The organism is Enterobacter sp. Crenshaw (assembly GCF_024734705.1).
Taxonomy (GTDB): Bacteria; Pseudomonadota; Gammaproteobacteria; order Enterobacterales; family Enterobacteriaceae; genus Enterobacter; species Enterobacter asburiae_B.
Genome location: NZ_CP102932.1, coordinates 781,981 through 803,501, shown reverse-complemented (window position 1 = coordinate 803,501; position 21,521 = coordinate 781,981). Strand labels below are relative to the sequence as shown.

General features: G+C 58.1%; 18 protein-coding genes. 10 read left to right on the top strand and 8 right to left on the bottom strand.

Features of this window, described 5'->3' with window-relative positions; all coding sequences use genetic code 11:
• The first annotated feature begins 23 nt into the window (after positions 1 to 23).
• Positions 24 to 1,304, top strand: a complete 1,281-nt coding sequence (gene hemL, locus NWV12_RS03705; RefSeq protein WP_048974989.1) for a glutamate-1-semialdehyde 2,1-aminomutase — start codon at positions 24 to 26, stop codon at positions 1,302 to 1,304.
• Between the two features lie 93 nt (positions 1,305 to 1,397).
• On the opposite strand, the gene fhuB is transcribed toward hemL, so the two are convergent.
• From fhuB to hrpB, 6 genes are all read right to left on the bottom strand, one after another.
• Positions 1,398 to 3,380 (bottom strand): Fe(3+)-hydroxamate ABC transporter permease FhuB, encoded by a 1,983-nt coding sequence (fhuB, locus tag NWV12_RS03700; protein WP_048978990.1) that lies wholly within the window; start codon positions 3,378 to 3,380, stop codon positions 1,398 to 1,400.
• Entirely contained in the window at positions 3,377 to 4,267 is an 891-nt protein-coding gene (gene fhuD, locus NWV12_RS03695; RefSeq protein ID WP_048978991.1) for a Fe(3+)-hydroxamate ABC transporter substrate-binding protein FhuD, read from the bottom strand. The genes fhuB and fhuD overlap by 4 nt, the downstream gene beginning before the upstream one ends.
• Complete coding sequence (gene fhuC / locus NWV12_RS03690; RefSeq protein WP_033144663.1) at positions 4,267 to 5,064, bottom strand: Fe3+-hydroxamate ABC transporter ATP-binding protein FhuC; 798 nt, start codon at positions 5,062 to 5,064, stop codon at positions 4,267 to 4,269. Before fhuC ends, fhuD begins: the two co-directional genes overlap by 1 nt.
• Before the next feature lie 50 nt (positions 5,065 to 5,114).
• The gene (fhuA, locus tag NWV12_RS03685; RefSeq protein ID WP_048978992.1) at positions 5,115 to 7,364 is read right to left on the bottom strand and encodes a ferrichrome porin FhuA; all 2,250 of its coding nucleotides are present in this window, start codon (positions 7,362 to 7,364) and stop codon (positions 5,115 to 5,117) included.
• A gap of 235 nt (positions 7,365 to 7,599) precedes the next feature.
• Entirely contained in the window at positions 7,600 to 10,125 is a 2,526-nt protein-coding gene (gene mrcB / locus NWV12_RS03680) for a bifunctional glycosyl transferase/transpeptidase (RefSeq protein ID WP_033144661.1), read from the bottom strand.
• 188 nt (positions 10,126 to 10,313) lie between these two features.
• The gene (hrpB, locus tag NWV12_RS03675) at positions 10,314 to 12,743 is read right to left on the bottom strand and encodes an ATP-dependent helicase HrpB (protein ID WP_048978993.1); all 2,430 of its coding nucleotides are present in this window, start codon (positions 12,741 to 12,743) and stop codon (positions 10,314 to 10,316) included.
• A gap of 73 nt (positions 12,744 to 12,816) precedes the next feature.
• On the opposite strand from hrpB, the gene thpR reads away from it, so the two are divergent.
• From thpR to panD, 9 genes are all read left to right on the top strand, one after another.
• Complete coding sequence (gene thpR / locus NWV12_RS03670) at positions 12,817 to 13,371, top strand: RNA 2',3'-cyclic phosphodiesterase (RefSeq protein WP_101744435.1); 555 nt, start codon at positions 12,817 to 12,819, stop codon at positions 13,369 to 13,371.
• Complete coding sequence (sfsA, locus tag NWV12_RS03665; protein WP_048978994.1) at positions 13,361 to 14,065, top strand: DNA/RNA nuclease SfsA; 705 nt, start codon at positions 13,361 to 13,363, stop codon at positions 14,063 to 14,065. The genes thpR and sfsA overlap by 11 nt, the downstream gene beginning before the upstream one ends.
• A 176-nt stretch (positions 14,066 to 14,241) precedes the next feature.
• A complete protein-coding gene (gene dksA / locus NWV12_RS03660) occupies positions 14,242 to 14,697 on the top strand; it encodes an RNA polymerase-binding protein DksA (protein ID WP_001155232.1) in 456 nt (151 codons plus the stop codon).
• Positions 14,698 to 14,756: 59 nt separating this feature from the next.
• The gene (gene gluQRS, locus NWV12_RS03655) at positions 14,757 to 15,647 is read left to right on the top strand and encodes a tRNA glutamyl-Q(34) synthetase GluQRS (protein WP_048978995.1); all 891 of its coding nucleotides are present in this window, start codon (positions 14,757 to 14,759) and stop codon (positions 15,645 to 15,647) included.
• A gap of 42 nt (positions 15,648 to 15,689) precedes the next feature.
• The gene (gene pcnB / locus NWV12_RS03650) at positions 15,690 to 17,087 is read left to right on the top strand and encodes a polynucleotide adenylyltransferase PcnB (RefSeq protein WP_072162357.1); all 1,398 of its coding nucleotides are present in this window, start codon (positions 15,690 to 15,692) and stop codon (positions 17,085 to 17,087) included.
• Positions 17,084 to 17,563 (top strand): 2-amino-4-hydroxy-6-hydroxymethyldihydropteridine diphosphokinase, encoded by a 480-nt coding sequence (folK, locus tag NWV12_RS03645; protein WP_033144656.1) that lies wholly within the window; start codon positions 17,084 to 17,086, stop codon positions 17,561 to 17,563. Before pcnB ends, folK begins: the two co-directional genes overlap by 4 nt.
• Positions 17,564 to 17,686: 123 nt before the next feature.
• The gene (panB, locus tag NWV12_RS03640; protein WP_014882600.1) at positions 17,687 to 18,478 is read left to right on the top strand and encodes a 3-methyl-2-oxobutanoate hydroxymethyltransferase; all 792 of its coding nucleotides are present in this window, start codon (positions 17,687 to 17,689) and stop codon (positions 18,476 to 18,478) included.
• 11 nt (positions 18,479 to 18,489) lie between these two features.
• Positions 18,490 to 19,341: a pantoate--beta-alanine ligase gene (gene panC / locus NWV12_RS03635; protein WP_023310431.1), complete on the top strand. Its 852-nt coding sequence runs from the start codon at positions 18,490 to 18,492 to the stop codon at positions 19,339 to 19,341.
• Positions 19,342 to 19,374: 33 nt separating this feature from the next.
• Positions 19,375 to 19,755 (top strand): aspartate 1-decarboxylase, encoded by a 381-nt coding sequence (gene panD, locus NWV12_RS03630; RefSeq protein WP_006810068.1) that lies wholly within the window; start codon positions 19,375 to 19,377, stop codon positions 19,753 to 19,755.
• Between the two features lie 3 nt (positions 19,756 to 19,758).
• On the opposite strand, the gene NWV12_RS03625 is transcribed toward panD, so the two are convergent.
• Positions 19,759 to 21,006, bottom strand: a complete 1,248-nt coding sequence (locus NWV12_RS03625; RefSeq protein WP_048978997.1) for a polysaccharide deacetylase family protein — start codon at positions 21,004 to 21,006, stop codon at positions 19,759 to 19,761.
• A gap of 62 nt (positions 21,007 to 21,068) precedes the next feature.
• On the bottom strand, positions 21,069 to 21,509 hold the full coding sequence (locus NWV12_RS03620) for a PTS sugar transporter subunit IIA (protein ID WP_101744434.1): 441 nt from the start codon (positions 21,507 to 21,509) through the stop codon (positions 21,069 to 21,071).
• Between the last annotated feature and the right edge of the window lie 12 nt (positions 21,510 to 21,521).

Below are 21,521 nucleotides of genomic sequence, written 5' to 3'. Positions count from 1 at the left end.
TTATTCGAACCAGGAACGACGCCATGAGCAAGTCTGAAAACCTCTACAGTGCAGCCCGCGAGCTTATTCCGGGTGGTGTGAACTCACCTGTGCGCGCCTTCACCGGCGTGGGCGGTACGCCGCTGTTTATCGAACGTGCTGACGGCGCGTATCTGTATGATGTCGATGGCAAAGCCTATATCGATTATGTGGGTTCCTGGGGGCCGATGGTGCTGGGGCACAACCATCCGGCCATTCGTAACGCGGTAATTGAAGCCGCCCAGCGCGGCCTGAGCTTCGGTGCGCCAACCGAAATGGAAGTGAAAATGGCGGAGCTGGTGACCGAACTGGTGCCTACCATGGACATGGTGCGTATGGTGAACTCCGGTACCGAAGCCACCATGAGCGCCATCCGCCTGGCGCGCGGTTTTACCGGTCGCGATAAAATCATCAAGTTTGAAGGCTGTTACCACGGTCACGCCGACTGTCTGCTGGTGAAGGCCGGTTCCGGCGCGCTGACGCTCGGCCAGCCGAACTCGCCTGGCGTACCGGCAGATTTCGCGAAGCACACCCTGACCTGCACCTACAACGATCTTGCTACCGTTCGCGCGGCGTTCGAGCAGTATCCGCAGGAGATCGCCTGCATCATCGTTGAGCCGGTTGCCGGCAACATGAACTGCATCCCACCGCAGCCTGACTTCCTGCCGGGCCTGCGTGCCCTGTGCGACGAGTTCGGCGCGCTGCTGATCATCGATGAAGTCATGACCGGCTTCCGCGTGGCGCTGGCGGGTGCCCAGTCTTACTACGACGTAGTGCCGGACCTGACCTGCCTCGGCAAAATCATCGGCGGCGGCATGCCGGTCGGCGCATTCGGTGGTCGTAAGGACGTGATGGAAGCCCTGGCGCCAACCGGCCCGGTTTACCAGGCGGGCACGCTTTCCGGTAACCCTATCGCCATGGCGGCGGGCTTTGCCTGCCTGACCGAAGTGGCACAGCCGGGTATTCACGAAACCCTGACCGACCTGACCTCGCAGCTGGCAAACGGTCTGCTGGAAGCGGCAGAAGAAGCGGGTATTCCGCTGGTGGTTAACCACGTGGGCGGCATGTTCGGGATTTTCTTCACCGATGCGAAAACCGTGACCTGCTATCAGGACGTGGTGAAGTGCGACGTTGAACGCTTCAAGCGCTTCTTCCACCTGATGCTGGAAGAAGGCGTGTACCTGGCGCCGTCCGCGTTCGAAGCGGGCTTTATGTCCGTGGCGCACAGCGAAGATGATATCAACAACACCATCGACGCGGCGCGCAAGGTGTTTGCGAAGCTGTAAGATGTGCGGCTTGATGCCCTCACCCCAACCCTCTCCCACGGGGAGAGGGAGCAAACACTAAAACGGCAATCAAAGGATTGCCGTTTACTTTTATTACCGACTCTGCTTTCTCAACAGATAAATAAAGTACGGCGCACCGATAAAGGTCGACAGCAGACCCGCCGGGATCTGATACGGGAACAGCACCATTCTTCCGCACCAGTCCGCGAACACCAGCATCACCCCGCCCGTCAGGGCCGACATGACGATATGCGGCATCGTCCGGCGGAACCCCATCATTCTGGCAATGTGCGGCGCCATTAGCCCGACAAAACTCAGCGGCCCAATCGTCAGGGTTGCCGTCGCCGTCAGGCACGCCGCCAGCAGCAGCAGGGCCACGCGCGCTGGCGTCAGCGCCATTCCCACCGCACGCGCGGTTTCGCCGCCGAGCGGCAGAATGGTCATCCAGCGGCGGCACAGCGGCACCATCGCCAGCAGCACGAGCATCGCGATCCCGGACCAGACCACCTGGCTGCCGGTGGCGTTGTAGGTTGAGCCGGAAATCCAGGTCAGGATCTTCGCCATACGCGGATCGCCGCTGGCCTGCAGCATCATCAGCAGCATGGTAAATGCGGTGCTGAGCGCCATCCCGGCCAGCAGCATGCGGTGCGGCGAAAATCCGCCGCGACCGGCGGCAATCAGGATAATCATCAGCGTGATTGCCGCGCCGATACTGCCGGCAGGCATCAGCCAGCCAAACGCATTCCCCGGCACAAAGAACAGCATCAGCACCACGCCAAAGGCGGCGCCAGAGCTGATCCCGAGCACTTCAGGGCTTGCCATCGGGTTGCCGGTCAGACGCTGAATAATGCACCCCGCCACCGCCAGCATCACCCCTGCGATCAGCGCGGAGAAGATACGCGGCCAGCGCCACTGCACCAGTTCATTGAGTAAATCACCCGTTGCCCAGTGCCAGCCCATGGCATCGCGTCCGAATGAGAGCGCCGCGAACGAGGCGATAATCAGCACCGCCAGACCGGCAAGGCTAAACCACAGCACCGACTGACGTTCAGCGTAGACTTTATCGCCGGCGTCCATCGCCGGTGCGCTCATGCTGCGCAGGCGCGGCAGCAGCCACAGCAGCAGCGGCGCCCCGATAAGCGCGGTCACAGAGCCGGTGGACACTTCCCTCCAGACCTGCGCCAGCCAGAGAATAAGCTGATCGGAAAGCCAGAGGATCAGCGCTCCAATCAGCGGCGCCAGCATCAGACGCGCCAGCAGGCGACGCGCCCCGAGCATTTTCGCCAGCAGCGGCGCAAACAGGCCGATAAACCCGATGATGCCAACCGCGTTGACCAGCAGGGCACTCAATACAATCGCCAGCGTCAGCGCCGCCAGACGAGCCAGCGACAGCGCCAGCCCCAGGTTACGCGCCACGCCATCATCCAGCCCCATGAGCGTCAGAGGGCGCAGCAGCAGCAGCGTCAGCATGACGCCGCCAGCCAGCTGCGGCCACAGGTGCTCTACAACGCTCCAGTCGGTCTGGGTGAGCGTGCCGGTACTCCACAGGAACATGCTTTGCAGCCGATCGTGATGGAACAGCACCAGCAGCTGGTTAATCGCCCCGCAGTACAGGCTCACCACCAGCCCGGCCAGAATAAGCGTTACCGGAGAAAGGCGCTTGCCCCAGGCCACGCCAAATACCAGCGCGCCCACCACGCACGCCCCCGCGAGTGCCGCAAACTGCGAGGTTAACGCTCCCGGCAGCGCCCACAGCGTGGTGATGGTGATCCCAAGCTGCGCGCCGGTCGCGACGCCGAGCGTGGTTGGTTCTGCCAGCGGGTTACGCAACACCTGCTGGAACAGCACGCCTACCAGCCCTAAGCCGGCCCCGACCAAAAGGGAGATCGCCAGACGCGGCAGCAGGCTGTAGTGGAACAGCATCTGCTGAATATTGTCGATATCCGGCGAGGCCAGAGCGGCCCCCCACTGCGCGCGCGGTAAGGCCGCGGAGAGATTGAAGCCGGTTAATACCAGCGCAACCAGAAAAAGCAGGGATAACAGCAGCGCCGGGAAGCGGGCGATACGCGTACTCATGCTTTACCTCCCAGGGCGTTATCCAGCACGCGGGCAAAATGCATGGCCGACAGCGTCGCGCCGTAGAACCAGACAGCCGGGGCGCGCTGGAAGCGCCTCTCGCGCACAAACGGCATCGCCTGCCAGAGCGGGGTCGCCATCAGGGTTTGCATGTCGCGTTCGTTACCGTGGTCGAAACAGAGCACGTCCACATCGCGAAACGCCGCCAGGCGGTCGATACCCACGGCGGTACTGCCCCAGAAGGTCATCTCCCCTTCCCAGGCGTTGCGAATGCCGAAGCTGTCCAGCACCTCCTGGAACAGACAGTTTTTACCGAAGACCAGCATATGGCGGGCGTCCAGCAGCGTCACCATCAGCAGCGGACGATCGCCCCGGTGAGCAAAGCGCGGCTTCAGGGAGTAGATCAGGGCATCAAATTCGTCGAGATGCTTTTTGGCCTCCGCTTCGCGGTTGAGGAAATGCGCCATCTCGTTAATCGAGTTTTTCGCCACGGCCAGCGGTTTTTTACCGTCACTGAAAGCAAATCCACGTCCCGGCGCAATGCGCGCCATTGTCTCCTCTGACGGGCCGTAGCCCGCTGACCAGAACAGGAACGAGGGTTTCATCTGGGTGAGCAGCTCAAGGTTTGGCTCCGTACGCAGGCCGACGTCGATCACCGAGTCCGGCAGCTTTGGCTCGTTCACCCAGAGGTTATAGTTAGGAATGTCCGCCACGCCATAGGGCGTGACGCCGAGCGCCATCATCAGTTCGACCGGCAGCCACTCCAGAGCCACAATACGGTGCGGATCGACGGCGGCGGCACGCGCCGTATTCATTTTTAACAGCAGCGGCGAGAGCGCCATCGCCGTCAGCAGGCGACGGCGGCTAATGCGTGTGTTATTCAGCATCAATAGACAAAGCTCACCGGTGCAGCCCCGGCCGGGTGAGGCAGAATACCCATCGGAATACCGTAAATATGTTCCAGCGTTTCGCTGCGCATCAGCTCTGCCGGTGTCCCCTGGGCAATCATCTCGCCCCCGCGCAGCGCGACGAGGTAGTCACAATAGCGCGCGGCCATGTTGATATCGTGCAGGACCGCAATGACCGTCAGGCCACGCTGCTGGCTCAGGCGATGCACCAGCGCCAGGACGTCGACCTGATGGGCAATATCCAGCGCAGAGGTCGGTTCATCCAGCAGCAGACAGCGGCTGTCCTGCGCCACCAGCATCGCGATCCACGCGCGCTGACGTTCGCCGCCGGACAGGCTATCCACCAGACGGTGCGCCAGCGGTTTTAGCCCGACCAGCGCAATCGCCTCTTCCACCTTCTCTCTGTCGGCGACGCCGAAGCGCCCAAGCGCACCGTGCCACGGATAACGCCCAATCGCCACCAGCTCGCGCACCGTCATCCCTTCCGCCTGCGGCAGCTGCTGCGGCAGATAGGCCACTTTGCGGGCAAAGGCTTTACTGCTCCAGCTCTCCAGCGGTTGGTCATCCAGCAGAATATCGCCTTCTGAAGGCGGCTGATGGCGCCCCAGCATCTTGAGAAGCGTGGATTTACCGGAACCGTTATGACCAATCAGGCCCGTCACTTTACCGGCCGGAAACGTCAGAGAGAGCGGATGCAGCAGCGTGCGCCCGGGTACGCGAAAGGAGAGATGGTTGAGCGTAAAGGTGGTGTCGGGTTGCGTTTGAATATCCTGCATATCAGCCAACTTAAATAAAAAGGGCACGGCGAACCGTGCCCGAAGAGAGATTAGAAGCGGAAGGTCGCGGTGGCAACAACCTGACGTTCAGCACCCCAGAAGCAGCCGTAGGTATTGAAGCAGCTGGCAACGTACTCACGATCGAACAGGTTGTTTACGTGCAGCGCCACGTTTGAGCCAGCCATGCCAACGCGTGCCAGATCGTATCTGACCAGCGCATCGACTACGGTGTAGCTGCCCACCTTGAAGGAGTTCGCCGGATCGCCATAGCTTGAGCCCGTGTAACGCACGCCGGTACCCAGCGTCAGACCCGACAGCGCACCGTCAAACAGGGTGTAATCGCCCCACAACGATGCCATGTGTTTTGGCACCTGAGCAGGCGTGTTGCCTTTGTAGGTGGTGTCCGTGGTGTATTCCGCATCGGTGTAGGTATAAGACCCCACCAGGTTGACGCTTGCAGACAGGGCCGCTTTCGCTTCCAGTTCTACGCCACGCGCGCGGATTTCACCGCCCTGAACCGAGAAGAAGGAGCCCGCCGGGTCCGCCATCAGGTTGTTGGTTTTGGTCAGCTGGTACAACGCACCGGTGACGACGATCGGACGATCGTTCGGCACGTATTTCACGCCCGCTTCGTACTGTTTGCCTTTAGACGGGGAGAACAGCTTGCCCTGGGCATCGGTCTGCGAAGCCGGTTCAAACGATTCGCTGTAGCTAAAGTACGGAGTTACGCCGTTATCAAACAGATAGTTAACGCCACCGCGCCAGGTGAACTGGGTATCATCACGTTTGGAGGTGGTGTTCGTCACGCGGTTGTAGGATTCCTGATCGGCCCAGTCATAACGGCCGCCCAGGGTTACCAGCACTTTATCCCACTGCGCCTGATCCTGAACGTACAGACCCGTCTGTTTTTGACGGTTGAGGATCTGATATGGGCCGGAGGTCGCGGGATCTTTTGAGCCGAAATCAAAATCGCCGTTTACCGGATTGTAGAGATCCAGCAGCGGAACAGAGTCGTCGTAACCGAACCAGGAGTTGATGTCATTCCGCATGCGCATAAAGTCAACGCCGGTCAGCAGGACGTGGTCCACCTCGCCGGTTGAGAATTTGCTCTGCAGCTGGGTATCAACGGTAAAGTTCTGCAGCTTTTCGTTATCGACAACGTATTTACGCGCCAGATAATGGCCTTTGTCCGATGGCGCTAGCGCGGCACACTGTTTGTTGCCGCTGTTTGCCGGATCGGTACAGACGCCATAGCCATATACGCTGTTTTGCGAGGTTTTGTTCTCGGCAAAGCGCAGGTTCTGACGCACGGTAAAGGTATCGTTGAACTCGTGGTCGAAGCTGTATCCCACCATTTTCTGGTTACGGGAATAGGTATTGTTCTTCGCGCCTTCGTTGAAGTTCGTCGGCAGACGATCGCCGTTCGGCAGCGGCCCAACCGTTCCCTCTTTTGGCAACCAGCCGTAGTAGCCCGTTTCAGGCTCGTTCTGGAAGTAGGAGAGGAACGTGAAGGTGGTTTTATCATCCGGACGCCATGAGAACGATGGCGCGATGGCGTAACGCTGCTCTTCCGCACGCTCCTGCTGAGCGTTATTAGAACGCGCAACGCCCGTTAAGCGATAAGAGTAAACGCCGTCGTCGTCGATCGCATCGCTAAAGTCAAACCCGGTCTGGAACAGGCTATCCGTGCCGACTTTGAACTGGATCTCTTTCAGCGGCTCGGTTGTTGGGCGCTTACTGACCATGTTCAGCAAACCGCCCGGGCTGCTTTTGCCGTACAGAACGGAAACCGGACCGCGCATGATCTCGGCGCGCTCCAGCATATAAGGATCAATCACCGCGTCGTTATAGAAGTTCCCCTGCATTTTCATGCCGTCGAGGTAGTTATTCTGCGTCTGGCCATCGGCCGCGAAGCCGCGGATGATCAAATAGTCATAGGTGTTAGACGCGCCGCGCGTGCCTACCGCAACGCCCGGCGTGTAGCTCAGGGCTTCTTTCACCGAGCGCGGCTGATGCAGCGCCATCTCTTCGGCCGTGACCACAGAAATAGACTGCGGAACCTTTTGAATAGGGGTATCCGTTTTGGTTCCGGTCGCGGATTGCCGTGCGGCGATGGTCGCAGCAGGCCCCCAGGCACTTTCCTGTGCCGCAGGTGCTGCGGTAACCGTAATGGTTTCTTCTTTTTTCGGGGTTTCGGCCGCGTGAGCATAAGCAGACATGCCGGCAACCGCTGTGGCGACGACGACCGCGAGCTTACGCAGCGACGTGTTCATTGGCTGAGCAGTATTGGAAAGCGCCATGTTGAATCTCTGATGTGAAAGTGAATGATAACGTAAACGAGAATTATTATTATGAGCGCCAGAATAATATGCGAAACGCTGGTTGCATAGCAAGCAGTAAGCGGCCCTATGAGAATTAAGGGTTTAAGAAATCATCAAGAGAAAACGAAGGGTTAATCAGAGTTAAAGCGAGGGTTAACGAAATGAGGTTTACGGGTAAAAAAAGCCCCCTTCCAGGGAAGAGGGCTTTAAAAGCTTAGTTACCGCCGAACATGTCTTTAATCCAGCCCGCGACACCGTCGCTGTCTTTCTTCTCATTCTGCTGCTGCGGCTGTTGCTGCTGCGGCTGCTGTGGCTGAGAAGACTGGTCGAACGGGTTACCCGTTGGCTGTTCTGGCTGGCTTTGCTGGCACAGCGAGTCCGGGTTTGCGGTCCAGACAGGCAGCGTACGCATTCCGCCGCCGCAGACGAAGTTACCGGAGCTGTCTACGCCCATATCGACGATATCTTCCGGCGCAACCAGATTCAGCGGCACAGGAGACTGATTCGCCAGATAGCGCTGGTAAATCGACATCGCCCCGCTCGCGCCGTACAGCTTGGTCGGCTGGTTGTTGTCGCGGCCTACCCAGGTGATCACCACTTCACGGCCATCAATACCGGCGAACCAGGTATCGACGTTGTTGTTGGTGGTCCCGGTTTTACCCGCCAGATGCAGACCCGGATACTTCGCGCCCAGCTGACGGCCGGTACCGCGCTGCACGACCTGCTGCATCGTCCACAGCGTCATATAGGCGGCCTGAGCAGGAACGGCACGCTCCGCCTGCGGGAAGCTCTGATACAGCACGGAACCATCTTCGGCAATCACTGAGCGCAGGGCAGACAGCGGCGCGCGGTTGCCCCCGCTGGCAATGGTCTGGAACGCCTGCGCCACTTCGATCGGCGTCAGGTTAAGCGCGCCGAGGATCATCGCCGGCACCGGGTGCAGCTGATCTTTCGCCACGCCCAGTTTTTGCCAGGTATCGACAATCGCCGGCAGTCCCAGCGACATGCCCAGGTTCACCGTTGGCACGTTCATGGAACGGGTCAACGCATCCACCAGCATGACCTGGCCGCTGAACTGTTTATCATCGTTCTGCGGTGACCAGACCTGGCCGTTAGGCTGGCGCAGGGAGATCGGCGCATCCGCAATCCAGGTATTCAGGCGATACTGATTTGGCTGGCTCAGGGCTGTGAGGTAGGTTGCCGGTTTTGCCAGAGAGCCGATTGAGCGACGCGCCTGCATCGCACGGTTGTAGCCCGCAAACTGCGGCTCGGCCCCGCCCACCATCGCGCGCACTTCGCCGGTGTTACGGTCAACCACCACCATCGCGGTTTCCAGATCGGAGAGCTTACGCTGTTTCTTCAGTGCCGGAATGCCTTCCACAGCCGCTTTTTCGGCCGCATCCTGCGCCACGGAGTCAAAGGTGGTGAAGATCTTCACGCCGGAGAGATCTTTGACCTTATCACCGAGCTTGCTTTGCAGCTCCTGACGCACCAGCTGCATAAACGCAGGCTGAGGCGAAATCACGCCGCCGCGCGGCTGAACGCCGAGCGGACGCGCGCTCAGCATGTCGTACAGCTCCTGGTCAATCACCTGCTGCTGTTGCAGCAGACGCAGAACGAGGTTACGACGCTCCAGCGCCAGTTTCGGGTTACGCCACGGGTTATAAATGGACGCCCCTTTCACCATGCCCACCAGCAGCGCCTGCTGGTCCAGGCTCAGCTCTTCTACCGGACGGCCAAAGTAGTACAGGCTCGCCAGCGGGAAGCCGCGGATTTCGTTATCGCCGCTCTGACCAAGGTACACCTCGTTCATGTACAGCTCAAGGATACGATCCTTGCTGTAGCGCGCATCCATCAGCACGGCCATGTAGGCTTCGTTCGCTTTACGCCAGTAAGAGCGTTCGCTGGAGAGGAACAGGTTTTTCACCAGCTGCTGGGTCAGCGTACTCGCTCCCTGCACGGTGCGACCGGCAGTCAGGTTAGCCAGTACCGCACGGCCAATCGAGTAGAGGCTGATGCCATCGTGCTCGTAGAAGTGACGGTCTTCGGTTGCCAGCAGGGTATCAACCAGCAGATCCGGGAAGCCGTTACGCGCCACGAACAGGCGCTGCTCGCCGTTTGCTGACGAAAGCATGGTGATCAGACGCGGATCGAGACGGAAGAAACCGAACTGACGGTTGTTATCCATGTTCTCGATGGTGTCCAGACGATCGCCGTCAAAGGTCAGACGCGCGCGCACCTGCCCCTCTTTGCTGTCCGGGAAATCAAACGGACGACGAATCATCTCAATGCTGTTGGACTGCACGGTAAATTCGCCAGGCCGCGTCATTTTTGACACCTGACGATACTGGGTGGCTTCCAGCAGTTTGACCATCTCGTTCTTGGTGATGGACATATCTGGCTCAAGGTTCACCATACGGCCATACACTGCCGCAGGTAGCTGCCAGACTTTACCGTCGATACGGCTACGGATCTTCTGATCCAGATACACGCCGTAAATCGCCATCAGGACGACAAAAACAATAAACAGCTTCAGCAGCAGCCAGAACCAGCCGCGTTTGCCCCGAGGCTTACGCCCTTTGCCTTTTCCATTACGCGGCATCGGTTCTTCATCCTCATAATCGTCTTCATAGTCATCGTCATAGTCCTCATCTCTGAGGCGACGACGGCTTACCTTTTCTTTCGCCGGACGCGTTGGTTTTCCCTTACGTCCTATTGGCTCGCGGTCATTCCCCGCCATGCTTTTTCTCCGCAACTTTCAGGCGCAAAGGCCAGATTTTCTTTTCTTTCACAGGCCTGTGAAAGAAGAAATCTCTCAAAATAAACAGCAAGACTTTCCTGTCAGGAAAGTCTTTAGTGTTTTCTCCCTCTCCCCGTGGGAGAGGGCCGGGGTGAGGGCATCAGGCCGCACTCCCTCTTTCACCTAACCTACGAATATTTCTTCGTTCGCCGCGTCGGCGCCGTATTCGCCGGATCGTCCGGCCAGACATGTTTGGGATATCGCCCCTTCATCTCTTTTTGCACTTCACGGTAGCTTCCCGCCCAGAACGCACCCAAATCTCGGGTGATTTGTAATGGACGATGCGCAGGCGACAGCAGCTCAAGCACTAACGGCACACGCCCTTCCGCAATGGACGGCGTTGTGGCTTCACCAAACATCTCCTGCATCCGAACCGCCAGCGCCGGAGGATTATCCTCATGATAACGGATGGCAATCCGGCTTCCGGTCGGCACAGTGTAATGCCCTGGCAGTTCACTATCCAGACGTTGACGTAATGACCAGTCCAGTAAATTCTGTAACGCGGTCTTAACATCAAGCGCCTTAAGGGCTCGCAGAGAGTGTACGCCGCTCATTTGCGGCAGTAGCCAGCGCTCAAGCGTAGCGAGCAGCGTCTCGTCATCCACCGCAGGCCAACCGTATTCCGGTAGCCACTTCGCGGCGCAGTGCAGACGAATGCGGTACTGCTCCGCTTCCGGCGTCCAGTTCAGGGCGCTCAGCCCTTTTTCCCGAATTCCGTTCAGCATCGCCTGATGAAGCTCGTCTTCCGACGGCTTCGCCAGCGGCTTCGTCCCAAGCGTCAACTTGCCAATCTGGCTGCGACGAAAGGCCTTCAGCGTGCCCTGGGCGTCATCCCATTCCACGGTATCAGATTGCTGAAGCAGCTGCGGACAGGCACGCGTCAGGGCGTCAATATCTACGGCTATCGCCAGCAGGATACGCGCATCCGGAGAATGGCTGCCCTGCAGCAACAGCGGGGCGATCAGCCATTCGTGACGCGTCAGCGCATCATCGCTATCCAGCATCGCTCCCATGCCGTTTGCCAGCTGGTAGCGACCATCCAGCCCGCGCCGACGCGCGATCCTGTCCGGGAAAGCCTGGGCCAGCAGGAAGGCAATCTTATCGCTGTCAGGCGCACCTCCCCGGCTATTCAGGCGTTTGCCCAGCTGCTGCGCCCGCTGCTGCCAGTTCCCCTGGCTGCGCGAAAACGCCTGCCCCAGATCGCTGCTGCCACCGCGAGGCGGCTCCTCAAGAATAGCCGCCAGTTTTGCCGCCGTGGCAATTTCATCATCCCCTTGCGCGGCCACCAGCATCGCGGCCAGACGCGGATCGTTGCCCAGCGCCGCCATTTTCTGGCCGCGCGCCGTCAGACGCTCGCCTTCCAGCGCGCCAAGCTGCGTCAGCAACGTGCGCGCAGCGGTGAGGTTTACGACAGGAGGAGGATTAAGCCAGGTGAGCTGCTCAGGGTTCGGGCAGCCCCACTGCAGCAGATCCATCACCAGACCAGACAAATCGCTTTGTAAAATTTCCGGCGTGCTTTGCTGTGCAGCGCGTTCAGCCTGCTCCGCGCTGGTCAAATGCAGGCAGATGCCCGGCTCAAGACGCCCCGCGCGGCCCGCGCGCTGCACCATCGACGCCTGGCTGATGCGCTGCGTCAGGAGTTTAGTCAGCCCGGTACGAGGGTCAAAGCTTGCCACCCGCTCCTGCGCGCTATCCACCACCAGGCGAATCCCTTCAATGGTCAAACTGGTTTCAGCAATGTTGGTTGCCAGCACCACCTTGCGCCGCCCCGCCGGTGCGGGAACAATCGCTTTACGCTGATCCTGCAGCGACAACGCGCCGTAGAGCGGACAAAGCAGCACGTCGCCGCCTACGCGGGTAGAAAGCTGCTCCTGCACGCGCTGGATTTCGCCCACGCCGGGTAAAAACAGCAGCAGGGAACCGGCTTCCTGGCGCAGCAGCTCAGCGGTGGCAATGGCGACGGCCTCGTCAAAACGCTGGTGGGAGGGAAGCGGCTGATAGCGGCGTTCAACCGGAAACGCCCGCCCTTCCGAGCTGATGACCGGCGCATCGGGTAATGCCTGTCGTAGCCGCTCGTTATCCAGCGTGGCCGACATAATAAGCAGCCGGAGATCGTCGCGCAGCCCCTGCTGCACGTCCAGCAACAGCGCGAGGGCCAGATCCGCCTGCAGGCTGCGCTCGTGGAATTCATCGAGGATCACCAGCCCGACGCCGTTCAGCTCCGGATCGTTTTGCAGCATGCGGGTGAGAATACCCTCGGTGACCACTTCAAGACGCGTGTTCGGACCAACGCAGGTCTCGGCACGCATCCTGTAACCTACCGTTTCGCCCGGTTTTTCATTCAGCAGCTCCGCCAGACGCTGAGCCACGTTGCGCGCGGCCAGCCTGCGCGGCTCCAGCAGGATAATTTTCCCGCGGATATTTCCGTCTTTCAGAATCTGCAGCGGCAGCCAGGTGGACTTGCCCGCGCCCGTTGGGGCATTCAGCAAAACCTGTGGGGAATGGTGTAAGGCAGCGAGAAGCTCAGGAAGAATGACGGCGACCGGCAATGAGGACACTAACAGCTCCAGAGGGTTAACATTAGTCGGCGTACATTGTAGCATCGGCGCATATCATTACCGAGTCCTCCGTATGCCTGAGTCGAAACGGCTGTTTTTTGCCATTGAATTGCCCACCACAATACAGCGTCAAATTGTTCGCTGGCGCGCCGATTGCTTTCCGCCGGAAGCGGGCCGCCCTGTCGCGGCGGCCAACCTGCACCTGACGCTGGCCTTTTTGGGCGACGTCAGTGCCGAAAAACAGCGGGCGTTAGCCGCAATGGCCGGGCGTATTGCCCAGCCGGAATTGACGCTGCACCTCGACGACGCGGGCCAGTGGCCGCGTTCGCGCGTGGTGTGGCTGGGAACGCGCCAGCCGCCGCGCGGCTTATTGCAGCTGGCGAATATGCTGCGCGCCCAGGCGGCGCGCAGCGGCTGTTATCAGAGCCCACAGCCGTTTCATCCACATATCACGCTGCTGCGCGATGCCGGTCAGGCCGTTGCCATCCCGCCGCCGGGTTTTCACTGGGCCTTTCCGGTCAACGCATTCGCGCTTTACGAATCCGTCTTTGCACAGGGACGCACCCGCTATACGCCGCTACAGCGCTGGACGCTGGGCAACACCGAAAGGAATTCTGATGAAGTTTAGTCCTCCCCTGCAGCACGCTACGCTTATCCAACGCTACAAACGCTTCCTCGCCGACGTGATCACCCCCGAAGGGGTTCATCTCACCCTGCACTGCCCCAATACCGGCGCCATGACGGGGTGTGCGACGCCGGGTGACAGGGTCTGGTATTCCACATCAGAAAATAGTAAACGCAAATATGCCCATACCTGGGAAGTGACCGAAACCCAAAACGGAGCATTTATTTGCGTTAATACCCAGCGCGCAAATCAGCTGGTTAAGGAAGCGCTGACCCTTGGCGCCATTCCCGAACTGGTGGGATATGGCACGCATAAAAGTGAAGTGAAATATGGCGATGAAGGCAGCAGAATTGACTTCATGTTACAGGCGGAAGACAGGCCCGAGTGCTATATTGAAGTAAAATCAGTGACGTTAGCGGAACAGGAAAATGGCTACTTCCCGGATGCGGTAACGCTGCGTGGCCAGAAGCATCTGCGAGAGCTAATGAGTGTTGCGGCGGCGGGCAAACGCGCCGTATTGCTGTTTGCGGTGTTGCATTCAGCCATTGAACGTTTCTCCCCTGCCCGCCATATTGATCCTAAATACGCGCAATTGTTGAATGAGGCACAAAAGCAGGGGGTAGAGGTTTTCGCTTATAAAGCGGAACTTTCTGCCGATAATATGACTCTGAGATCCTCTCTTCCCATTGTCTTGTAAGGGATTAGACGATTGTCGAATAAGTGTTCTGGCCGCGTGCGCAAATACGCTTTTCCTCACAGGCTTGTCAAGTGTTACGTTTAGATAATTGCCTTACGGAAAAGCATCTGCTATTTATAGCGACCTGATTTTTCCCCCAACACGGGGATCGATAGTGCGTGTTAAGGAGAAGCAACATGCAAGAAGGGCAAAACCGTAAAACATCGTCCCTGAGTATTCTCGCCATCGCTGGGGTGGAGCCGTATCAAGAGAAGCCGGGCGAAGAGTATATGAACGAAGCCCAGCTGTCGCACTTCAAGCGTATTCTTGAAGCATGGCGTAATCAACTCAGGGATGAAGTCGATCGCACCGTTACTCATATGCAGGATGAAGCTGCCAACTTCCCGGATCCGGTAGACCGTGCCGCTCAGGAAGAAGAGTTCAGCCTCGAACTGCGTAACCGTGACCGCGAACGCAAACTGATCAAAAAGATCGAGAAAACGCTGAAAAAAGTCGAAGACGAAGATTTTGGCTACTGCGAATCCTGCGGTGTTGAAATCGGTATTCGTCGCCTGGAAGCGCGTCCAACCGCCGATCTGTGCATCGACTGTAAAACGCTGGCCGAAATCCGCGAAAAACAGATGGCCGGTTAATACCAGCGCTGTTTACACACTCCAAAGGCGGGAGTCTCTCCCGCCTTGTTACTGTTGATATGTCTGAATCACACTATATTGGGCGCTTCGCGCCATCTCCTTCCGGTGAATTACACTTCGGCTCATTGATTGCCGCGCTCGGCAGCTACCTGCAGGCTCGCGCCCGCCTGGGAAAATGGCTCGTACGCATTGAAGATATTGACCCTCCTCGTGAAGTTCCCGGTGCTGCAGACACTATTCTGCGTCAGCTGGAACATTACGGTCTTCACTGGGATGACGAGGTGCTCTGGCAGTCAAAACGTCACGATGCCTATCGGGAACGTCTGGCCTGGCTTCGCGATCGGGGGCTTTCATATAACTGCACCTGCACCCGCGCGCGTATCCAGAGCGTGGGAGGGGTCTATGACGGCCACTGCCGCACGCTTAATCTTCCCCCGGAAAATGCCGCCGTACGTATAAAGCAGCGCTCCCCGGTGACGCGCTTTACCGATCTCCTCTCCGGTGAGATTCATGCCGATGAACGTCTGGCGCGTGAGGATTTTATTATTCACCGCCGTGACGGCCTGTTTGCCTATAACCTGGCGGTGGTCGTCGACGATCGTTTCCAGGGCGTGACGGAAATTGTGCGCGGGGCGGATCTGGTCGAGCCGACCGTGCGACAAATATCGCTGTATCACCAGTTTGGCTGGACGGCACCGGACTACATTCATCTGCCGCTGGCGGTCAATGCGCAGGGCTTTAAATTGTCAAAGCAGAACCACGCCCCGGCCCTGCCAGACGGCGATCCGCGTCCTGTTTTGATCGACGCGCTGCGATTTCTCAACCAGAATGTAACCAACGAATGGCAGGATCTGCGTATTGACGAACTGCTGAAAATGGCCGTTGCCAACTGGACGCTCGCGGCAGTGCCAAAAATCCAGCATTCTCAAATGCGTTGCGCTGAGCTATGATTAGCCGCTTTTTTCATAACAAAACACACTACGAGGTGTACCATTTTTACCCGAGTCGCTAATTTTTGCCGTAAAGTGCTAAGCCGCGAAGAGAGCATGGCGAACGATGCTATTGCACAGCCACACATGTCGGTTATTCCGCGTGAGCAGCACACTATTTCCCGCAAAGATATCAGTGAAAATGCCCTCAAGGTGCTCTATCGTCTGAATAAAGCGGGCTACGAGGCCTATCTCGTGGGCGGTGGAGTGCGTGATTTACTGCTGGGCAAAAAACCAAAAGATTTCGACGTGACGACCAGCGCCACGCCTGAGCAGGTGCGCAAATTATTCCGCAACTGCCGTCTCGTTGGCCGCCGTTTCCGTCTGGCTCACGTGATGTTTGGCCCGGAAATTATCGAAGTGGCGACCTTCCGCGGCCACCACGAAGCGGGCGCATCCGATCGCACCACGTCACAGCGCGGCCAGAACGGCATGCTGCTGCGCGACAATATCTTCGGCTCTATTGAAGAAGATGCCCAGCGTCGCGACTTCACCATCAACAGCCTTTATTACAGCGTGGCGGATTTCACCGTGCGTGATTACGTCGGCGGCATGCAGGACCTGAAAGAAGGTCTGATCCGTCTGATCGGCACGCCGGAAACGCGCTATCGCGAAGATCCCGTGCGTATGCTGCGCGCCGTGCGTTTCGCCGCCAAGCTCAATATGCGCATCAGCCCGGAAACGGCAGAGCCGATTCCGCGCCTGGCGACGCTGATTAACGACGTGCCGCCTGCCCGCCTGTTTGAAGAGGCGCTGAAGCTGCTGCAGGCCGGCCACGGCTTTGAAACCTACAATCTGCTGCGCGAATACAACCTTTTCCAGCCCCTGTTCCCGACCATTACCCGCTACTTCACCGAAAGCGGTGACAGCCCAATGGAGCGGATGATTGCGCAGGTGCTGAAAAATACCGATACCCGTATTCGCAACGACATGCGCGTCAATCCGGCGTTCCTGTTTGCGGCGATGTTCTGGTATCCGCTGCTGGAAACGGCCCAGCGAATTACCCAGGAGAGCGGGCTTGCCTATTATGACGCCTTCGCGCTGGCCGCAAACGACGTGCTGGACGAAGGGTGCCGTACGCTCGCTATTCCAAAACGCATTACCACGCTGGTGCGCGATATCTGGCAGCTTCAGCTGCGCATGTCCCGTCGTCAGGGCAAACGCGCCTGGAAGCTGATGGAGCATCCAAAATTCCGCGCCGCCTTCGATCTGCTGTCGCTGCGTGCTGAAATTGAACGCAATCAGGAACTGCAGCGCCTGGCGCAGTGGTGGGCCGAATTCCAGGTTTCCGCCCCGCCGGAGCAAAAAGATATGCTCACCGGGCTGGATGAAGAGCCGGAACCGCGTCGCCGCCATCGCCGTCCGCGCAAACGCGCGCCGCGTCGTGAAGGGACAGCATGACCCTCGCGTATATCGCCATCGGCAGCAATTTAGCCTCTCCGCTGGAGCAGGTGAACGCTGCCGTACAGGCGCTGGGGGAGATCCCGCAAAGTAAGATCGTGGCGGTCTCCTCTTTCTACCGCACGCCGCCGCTGGGCCCGCAGGATCAGCCTGATTATCTCAATGCCGCCGTGGTGCTGGAAACTGCCCTTGATGCCGAAACGCTGCTGGATAACACCCAGCGCATCGAACTGCAGCAGGGACGCGTACGCAAAGCCGAGCGCTGGGGACCGCGCACGCTGGACCTCGACATTATGCTGTTTGGTCACGAAACCATTAACACTGAACGTCTCACCGTTCCGCATTACGACATGAAAAACCGCGGGTTTATGCTTTGGCCGCTGTTTGAAGTCGCCCCCGATCTCATCTTCCCGGATGGCATCCCACTCAGGACCATTCTGGACAACCTCAACGCGGAAAGACCCGCCCGCTGGTGATCCGGTTCCCCTGCCGATTAACCTCAAAATAATTGTGGCTAATCGGTTACCTAAAATCATTGTTCCCCCGAATGTTACTGTTAGAATGCGCAAAGATTCGCTTTTGGGCTATCAGGAAACAGTATGAAACCAACCACCATCTCCTTACTGCAGAAATGCAAACAGGAAAAAAAACGCTTCGCCACCATCACCGCGTATGACTACAGCTTCGCCAAACTCTTTGCCGAAGAGGGTATCAACGTCATGCTGGTCGGAGATTCGTTAGGGATGACGGTACAAGGACATGATTCCACCCTGCCGGTCACGGTTGAGGATATCGCTTACCACACGCGTGCGGTGCGCCGCGGGGCTCCAGCCTGCCTGCTGCTTTCCGATCTGCCGTTTATGGCCTATGCCACGCCGGAGCAGGCATTCGAAAACGCGGCAGCGGTCATGCGTGCTGGCGCTAACATGGTCAAAATTGAAGGCGGCGCCTGGCTGGTGGATACGGTGAAGATGCTCACCGAGCGCGCCGTGCCGGTGTGCGGCCATTTGGGCTTGACGCCGCAGTCCGTCAACATCTTTGGTGGATATAAAGTGCAGGGCCGCGGTGACGCCGCCCAGACGCTGTTTGATGATGCCCTGGCGCTGGAAGCCGCAGGCGCCCAGCTGCTGGTGCTGGAGTGCGTGCCGGTTGAGCTGGCGAAGCGTATTACTGAAGCCCTGTCGATTCCGGTGATTGGTATTGGCGCAGGCAACGTGACCGACGGTCAGATCCTGGTGATGCACGACGCCTTTGGCATCACCGGCGGGCATATTCCGAAGTTTGCCAAAAATTTCCTCACCGAAGCGGGCGACATGCGCGCTGCGGTCAGGCAGTATATTGCCGACGTTGAATCCGGTGTTTACCCGGGTGAAGAACACAGTTTCCATTAAGGAGTCTCGTTGTGCTAATCATTGAAACCCTGCCGCTGCTGCGCCAGCATATCCGTCGTGCGCGTCAGGAAGGTAAACGTATCGCACTGGTCCCGACCATGGGCAACCTGCATGACGGCCATATGAAGCTGGTTGACGAAGCAAGAGCCCGTGCAGATATCGTGGTGGTCAGTATCTTCGTTAACCCAATGCAGTTTGACCGCGCCGACGATCTGGCACGCTATCCGCGCACCCTGCAGGAAGATTGCGAGAAGCTCAAAAAACGCCATGCGGATATTGTCTTCTCTCCGGCACCGGCGGATGTCTATCCTCAGGGTACCGATGAGGCCACCTACGTTGACGTACCGGGCATTTCCACCATGCTGGAAGGCGCAAGCCGCCCGGGTCATTTCCGCGGCGTATCGACCATCGTCAGCAAGCTGTTCAACCTGGTGCAGCCGGACGTTGCCTGCTTCGGTGAGAAAGATTTCCAGCAGCTGGCGCTGATCCGCAAGATGGTTGCGGATATGGGCTACGATATCGAGATTGTCGGCGTACCGATTGTACGCGCGAAAGACGGTCTGGCGCTCAGCTCGCGAAATGGCTACCTGACCGCGGACCAGCGTAAAATCGCGCCGGGCTTAAGCAAGGTCATGAACACCATGGCAGAACAGCTGCTGGCGAAAGAGTTAACGGCCGAAGAGATTATTGCTCTGGCTGAACAGGCGCTGAACGATAAAGGCTTCCGCGCTGATGATATTCAAATTCGCGATGCCGACACGCTTCTGGAGCTTACACAGACCAGCAAACGTGCGGTCATTCTGGTGGCGGCATGGCTCGGTCAGGCCCGCCTAATCGACAACAAAGTGGTTGAACTGGCGTAGGTTTCTCTACCCGGAAGATGAAAGGTAAACGTAATGATTCGCAAAATGCTGCAAGGTAAGCTTCACCGTGTGAAAGTCACCCAGGCCGACCTGCACTATGAAGGCTCCTGCGCCATCGACCAGGATTTCCTTGATGCTGCGGGCATCCTTGAAAACGAAGCGATTGATATCTGGAACGTTAACAACGGCAAACGTTTCTCAACCTACGCCATCGCCGCCGAGCGCGGGTCTAAAATCATCTCCGTTAACGGCGCGGCAGCGCACTGCGCGGACGTGGGCGATATTGTGATTATCGCCAGCTTCGTGATGATGTCTGATGAAGAAGCGCGCCGCTGGCAGCCGAAAGTTGCCTACTTTGAAGGCGACAACGACATGAAACGTACCGCGAAGGCGATTCCGGTTCAGGTTGCTTAAGCACTATCCCTGCGGCTGATTGCTGATCAGCCGCGACATTGTCTCCAGCGAATCCGTTCTTAAGATGTACAGGCGTTTCAGTAAGAACGGATTATCCCCCGGCTTCACCTTCCCTTTCACCGTCGTCACCGCCAGATGGAAACCGGCATCATTCGCCGCCTTTATCGCTTTATTGTCGTAGCCGCCAAACGGATAGGAAAGATAGAGCACGCGTGGATTAAACTGCGCCAGCGCGCGACGCGAGCGTTCAAAATCAAACAAAATCACGTGATAGCTGCGGCTCAGTAAAATCGGGTGCTTATACCCATCCACGCGGTGCAGGAAGTGGGTGTGGGACTGAATATCGAACACATCCTGAATCTCCTTAATCTCCTGCACGCTCATAAACTGCAGCGATTTTGGATCCCACTTCTGCGGATGGCCTTTTATACGGGAAGAGATAATAAACGCGGTAGCCTTGAAGCCGTACTCTTTCAGCACAGGATAGGCATAGCGGCTGACGGATTTCAGGCCGTCGTCAAAGGTAATCACCACCGATTTTGCAGGCAGGTTCATTTTGTTACGCACGTACCCTTCAAGCTGGTACATCGTCAGAGTGGTATAACCCTGATCGCGTAGCCAGGCCATCTGGTTGTTGAACGCACGTACGCTAGTGGTCGTGGACGTATGTCGAAAGCGCGTGTTTTCTTCATCACGCAAAATATGATGGTAGGTCAGAACCGGAAGCCCGTTATCTTCCTGCGCGTCCAGGCTGCTGATCCACGCCAGACGATTACCGATGCGGATCTGGAACCAGGTCTGATTCAGCCGGTCCTTCAGTTTATTCAGTATCGGATAGCGCAGATTGGCGCTTAACGTGCCGAACGGCGCGCTGCCGCTCGACGGCGCGTTATACACCGGCGTGTCTTTCCAGGTAATGAGGTTCTGATTGCTCAGGGGCTTATTGAGATCCCCGAGGCTGTCCTCGACGCGCTGTTTCCCCTGAACCGGCTCCAGGTGCCCCTTGTCGATAAACCCCGTGCCAAAACCGAAGCGAAATTCGTAGTAGTCCGCCGCCGCGGGCACAACGGCCAGGATCTGCCCGGCGCGCACGTTACCGACGTTGATCACACTGTTCCCCACCTGCGCCCAGATCGCCGCATCTTCGGTGGTTTGCATGTACTGGGCAGGCAGCGTGTGCTGACTGAGTAAACTGGCTGAGCTGACGCCGGAAATGAGCATCAATAGCAAGAAAAGAATGCGCGGTAGCATGGTGTCTTAATCGGTGCGGAAAACTGCCACTATTGTAACAAATGAGACATCAATACCCACGTTTAATTCTTATACAAATCGTGGAGCAGGACGAAGGGAGGATTTTTTTGCTGCTGATGCCACAAGCTGCTGACGCCCGGAACGCCCTGCGCCACGATGGCCTGGCGAAACTCTGCGCTGCTTAAGGATCCACGCTGCGGATACATTAACGCCAGCAGGGAGAAGTTAATACCCGAGATCACTTCACAGCACGCGTGCTTATGACTCAGCAACGCGGCTGCGCGGTAAGGCGCCGCGCCCGATTTATCGGTAAGAAAAATCACGCCATCCCCGGTGTCCGTTTCATGCAGGGCATCGCACATCATGCGGCTCAGCATGTTGGTGCTCAACCCGCGCCAGTAGTTTACCGCCCGGCATTGCACCAGCGGGCCAAATCTGGCTTCAAGCTTATCCAGTATTTCCTGCGCCTGTTCATCGTGGCAGGTGATAACCCATCCCAGCATAACTCCCTCCTT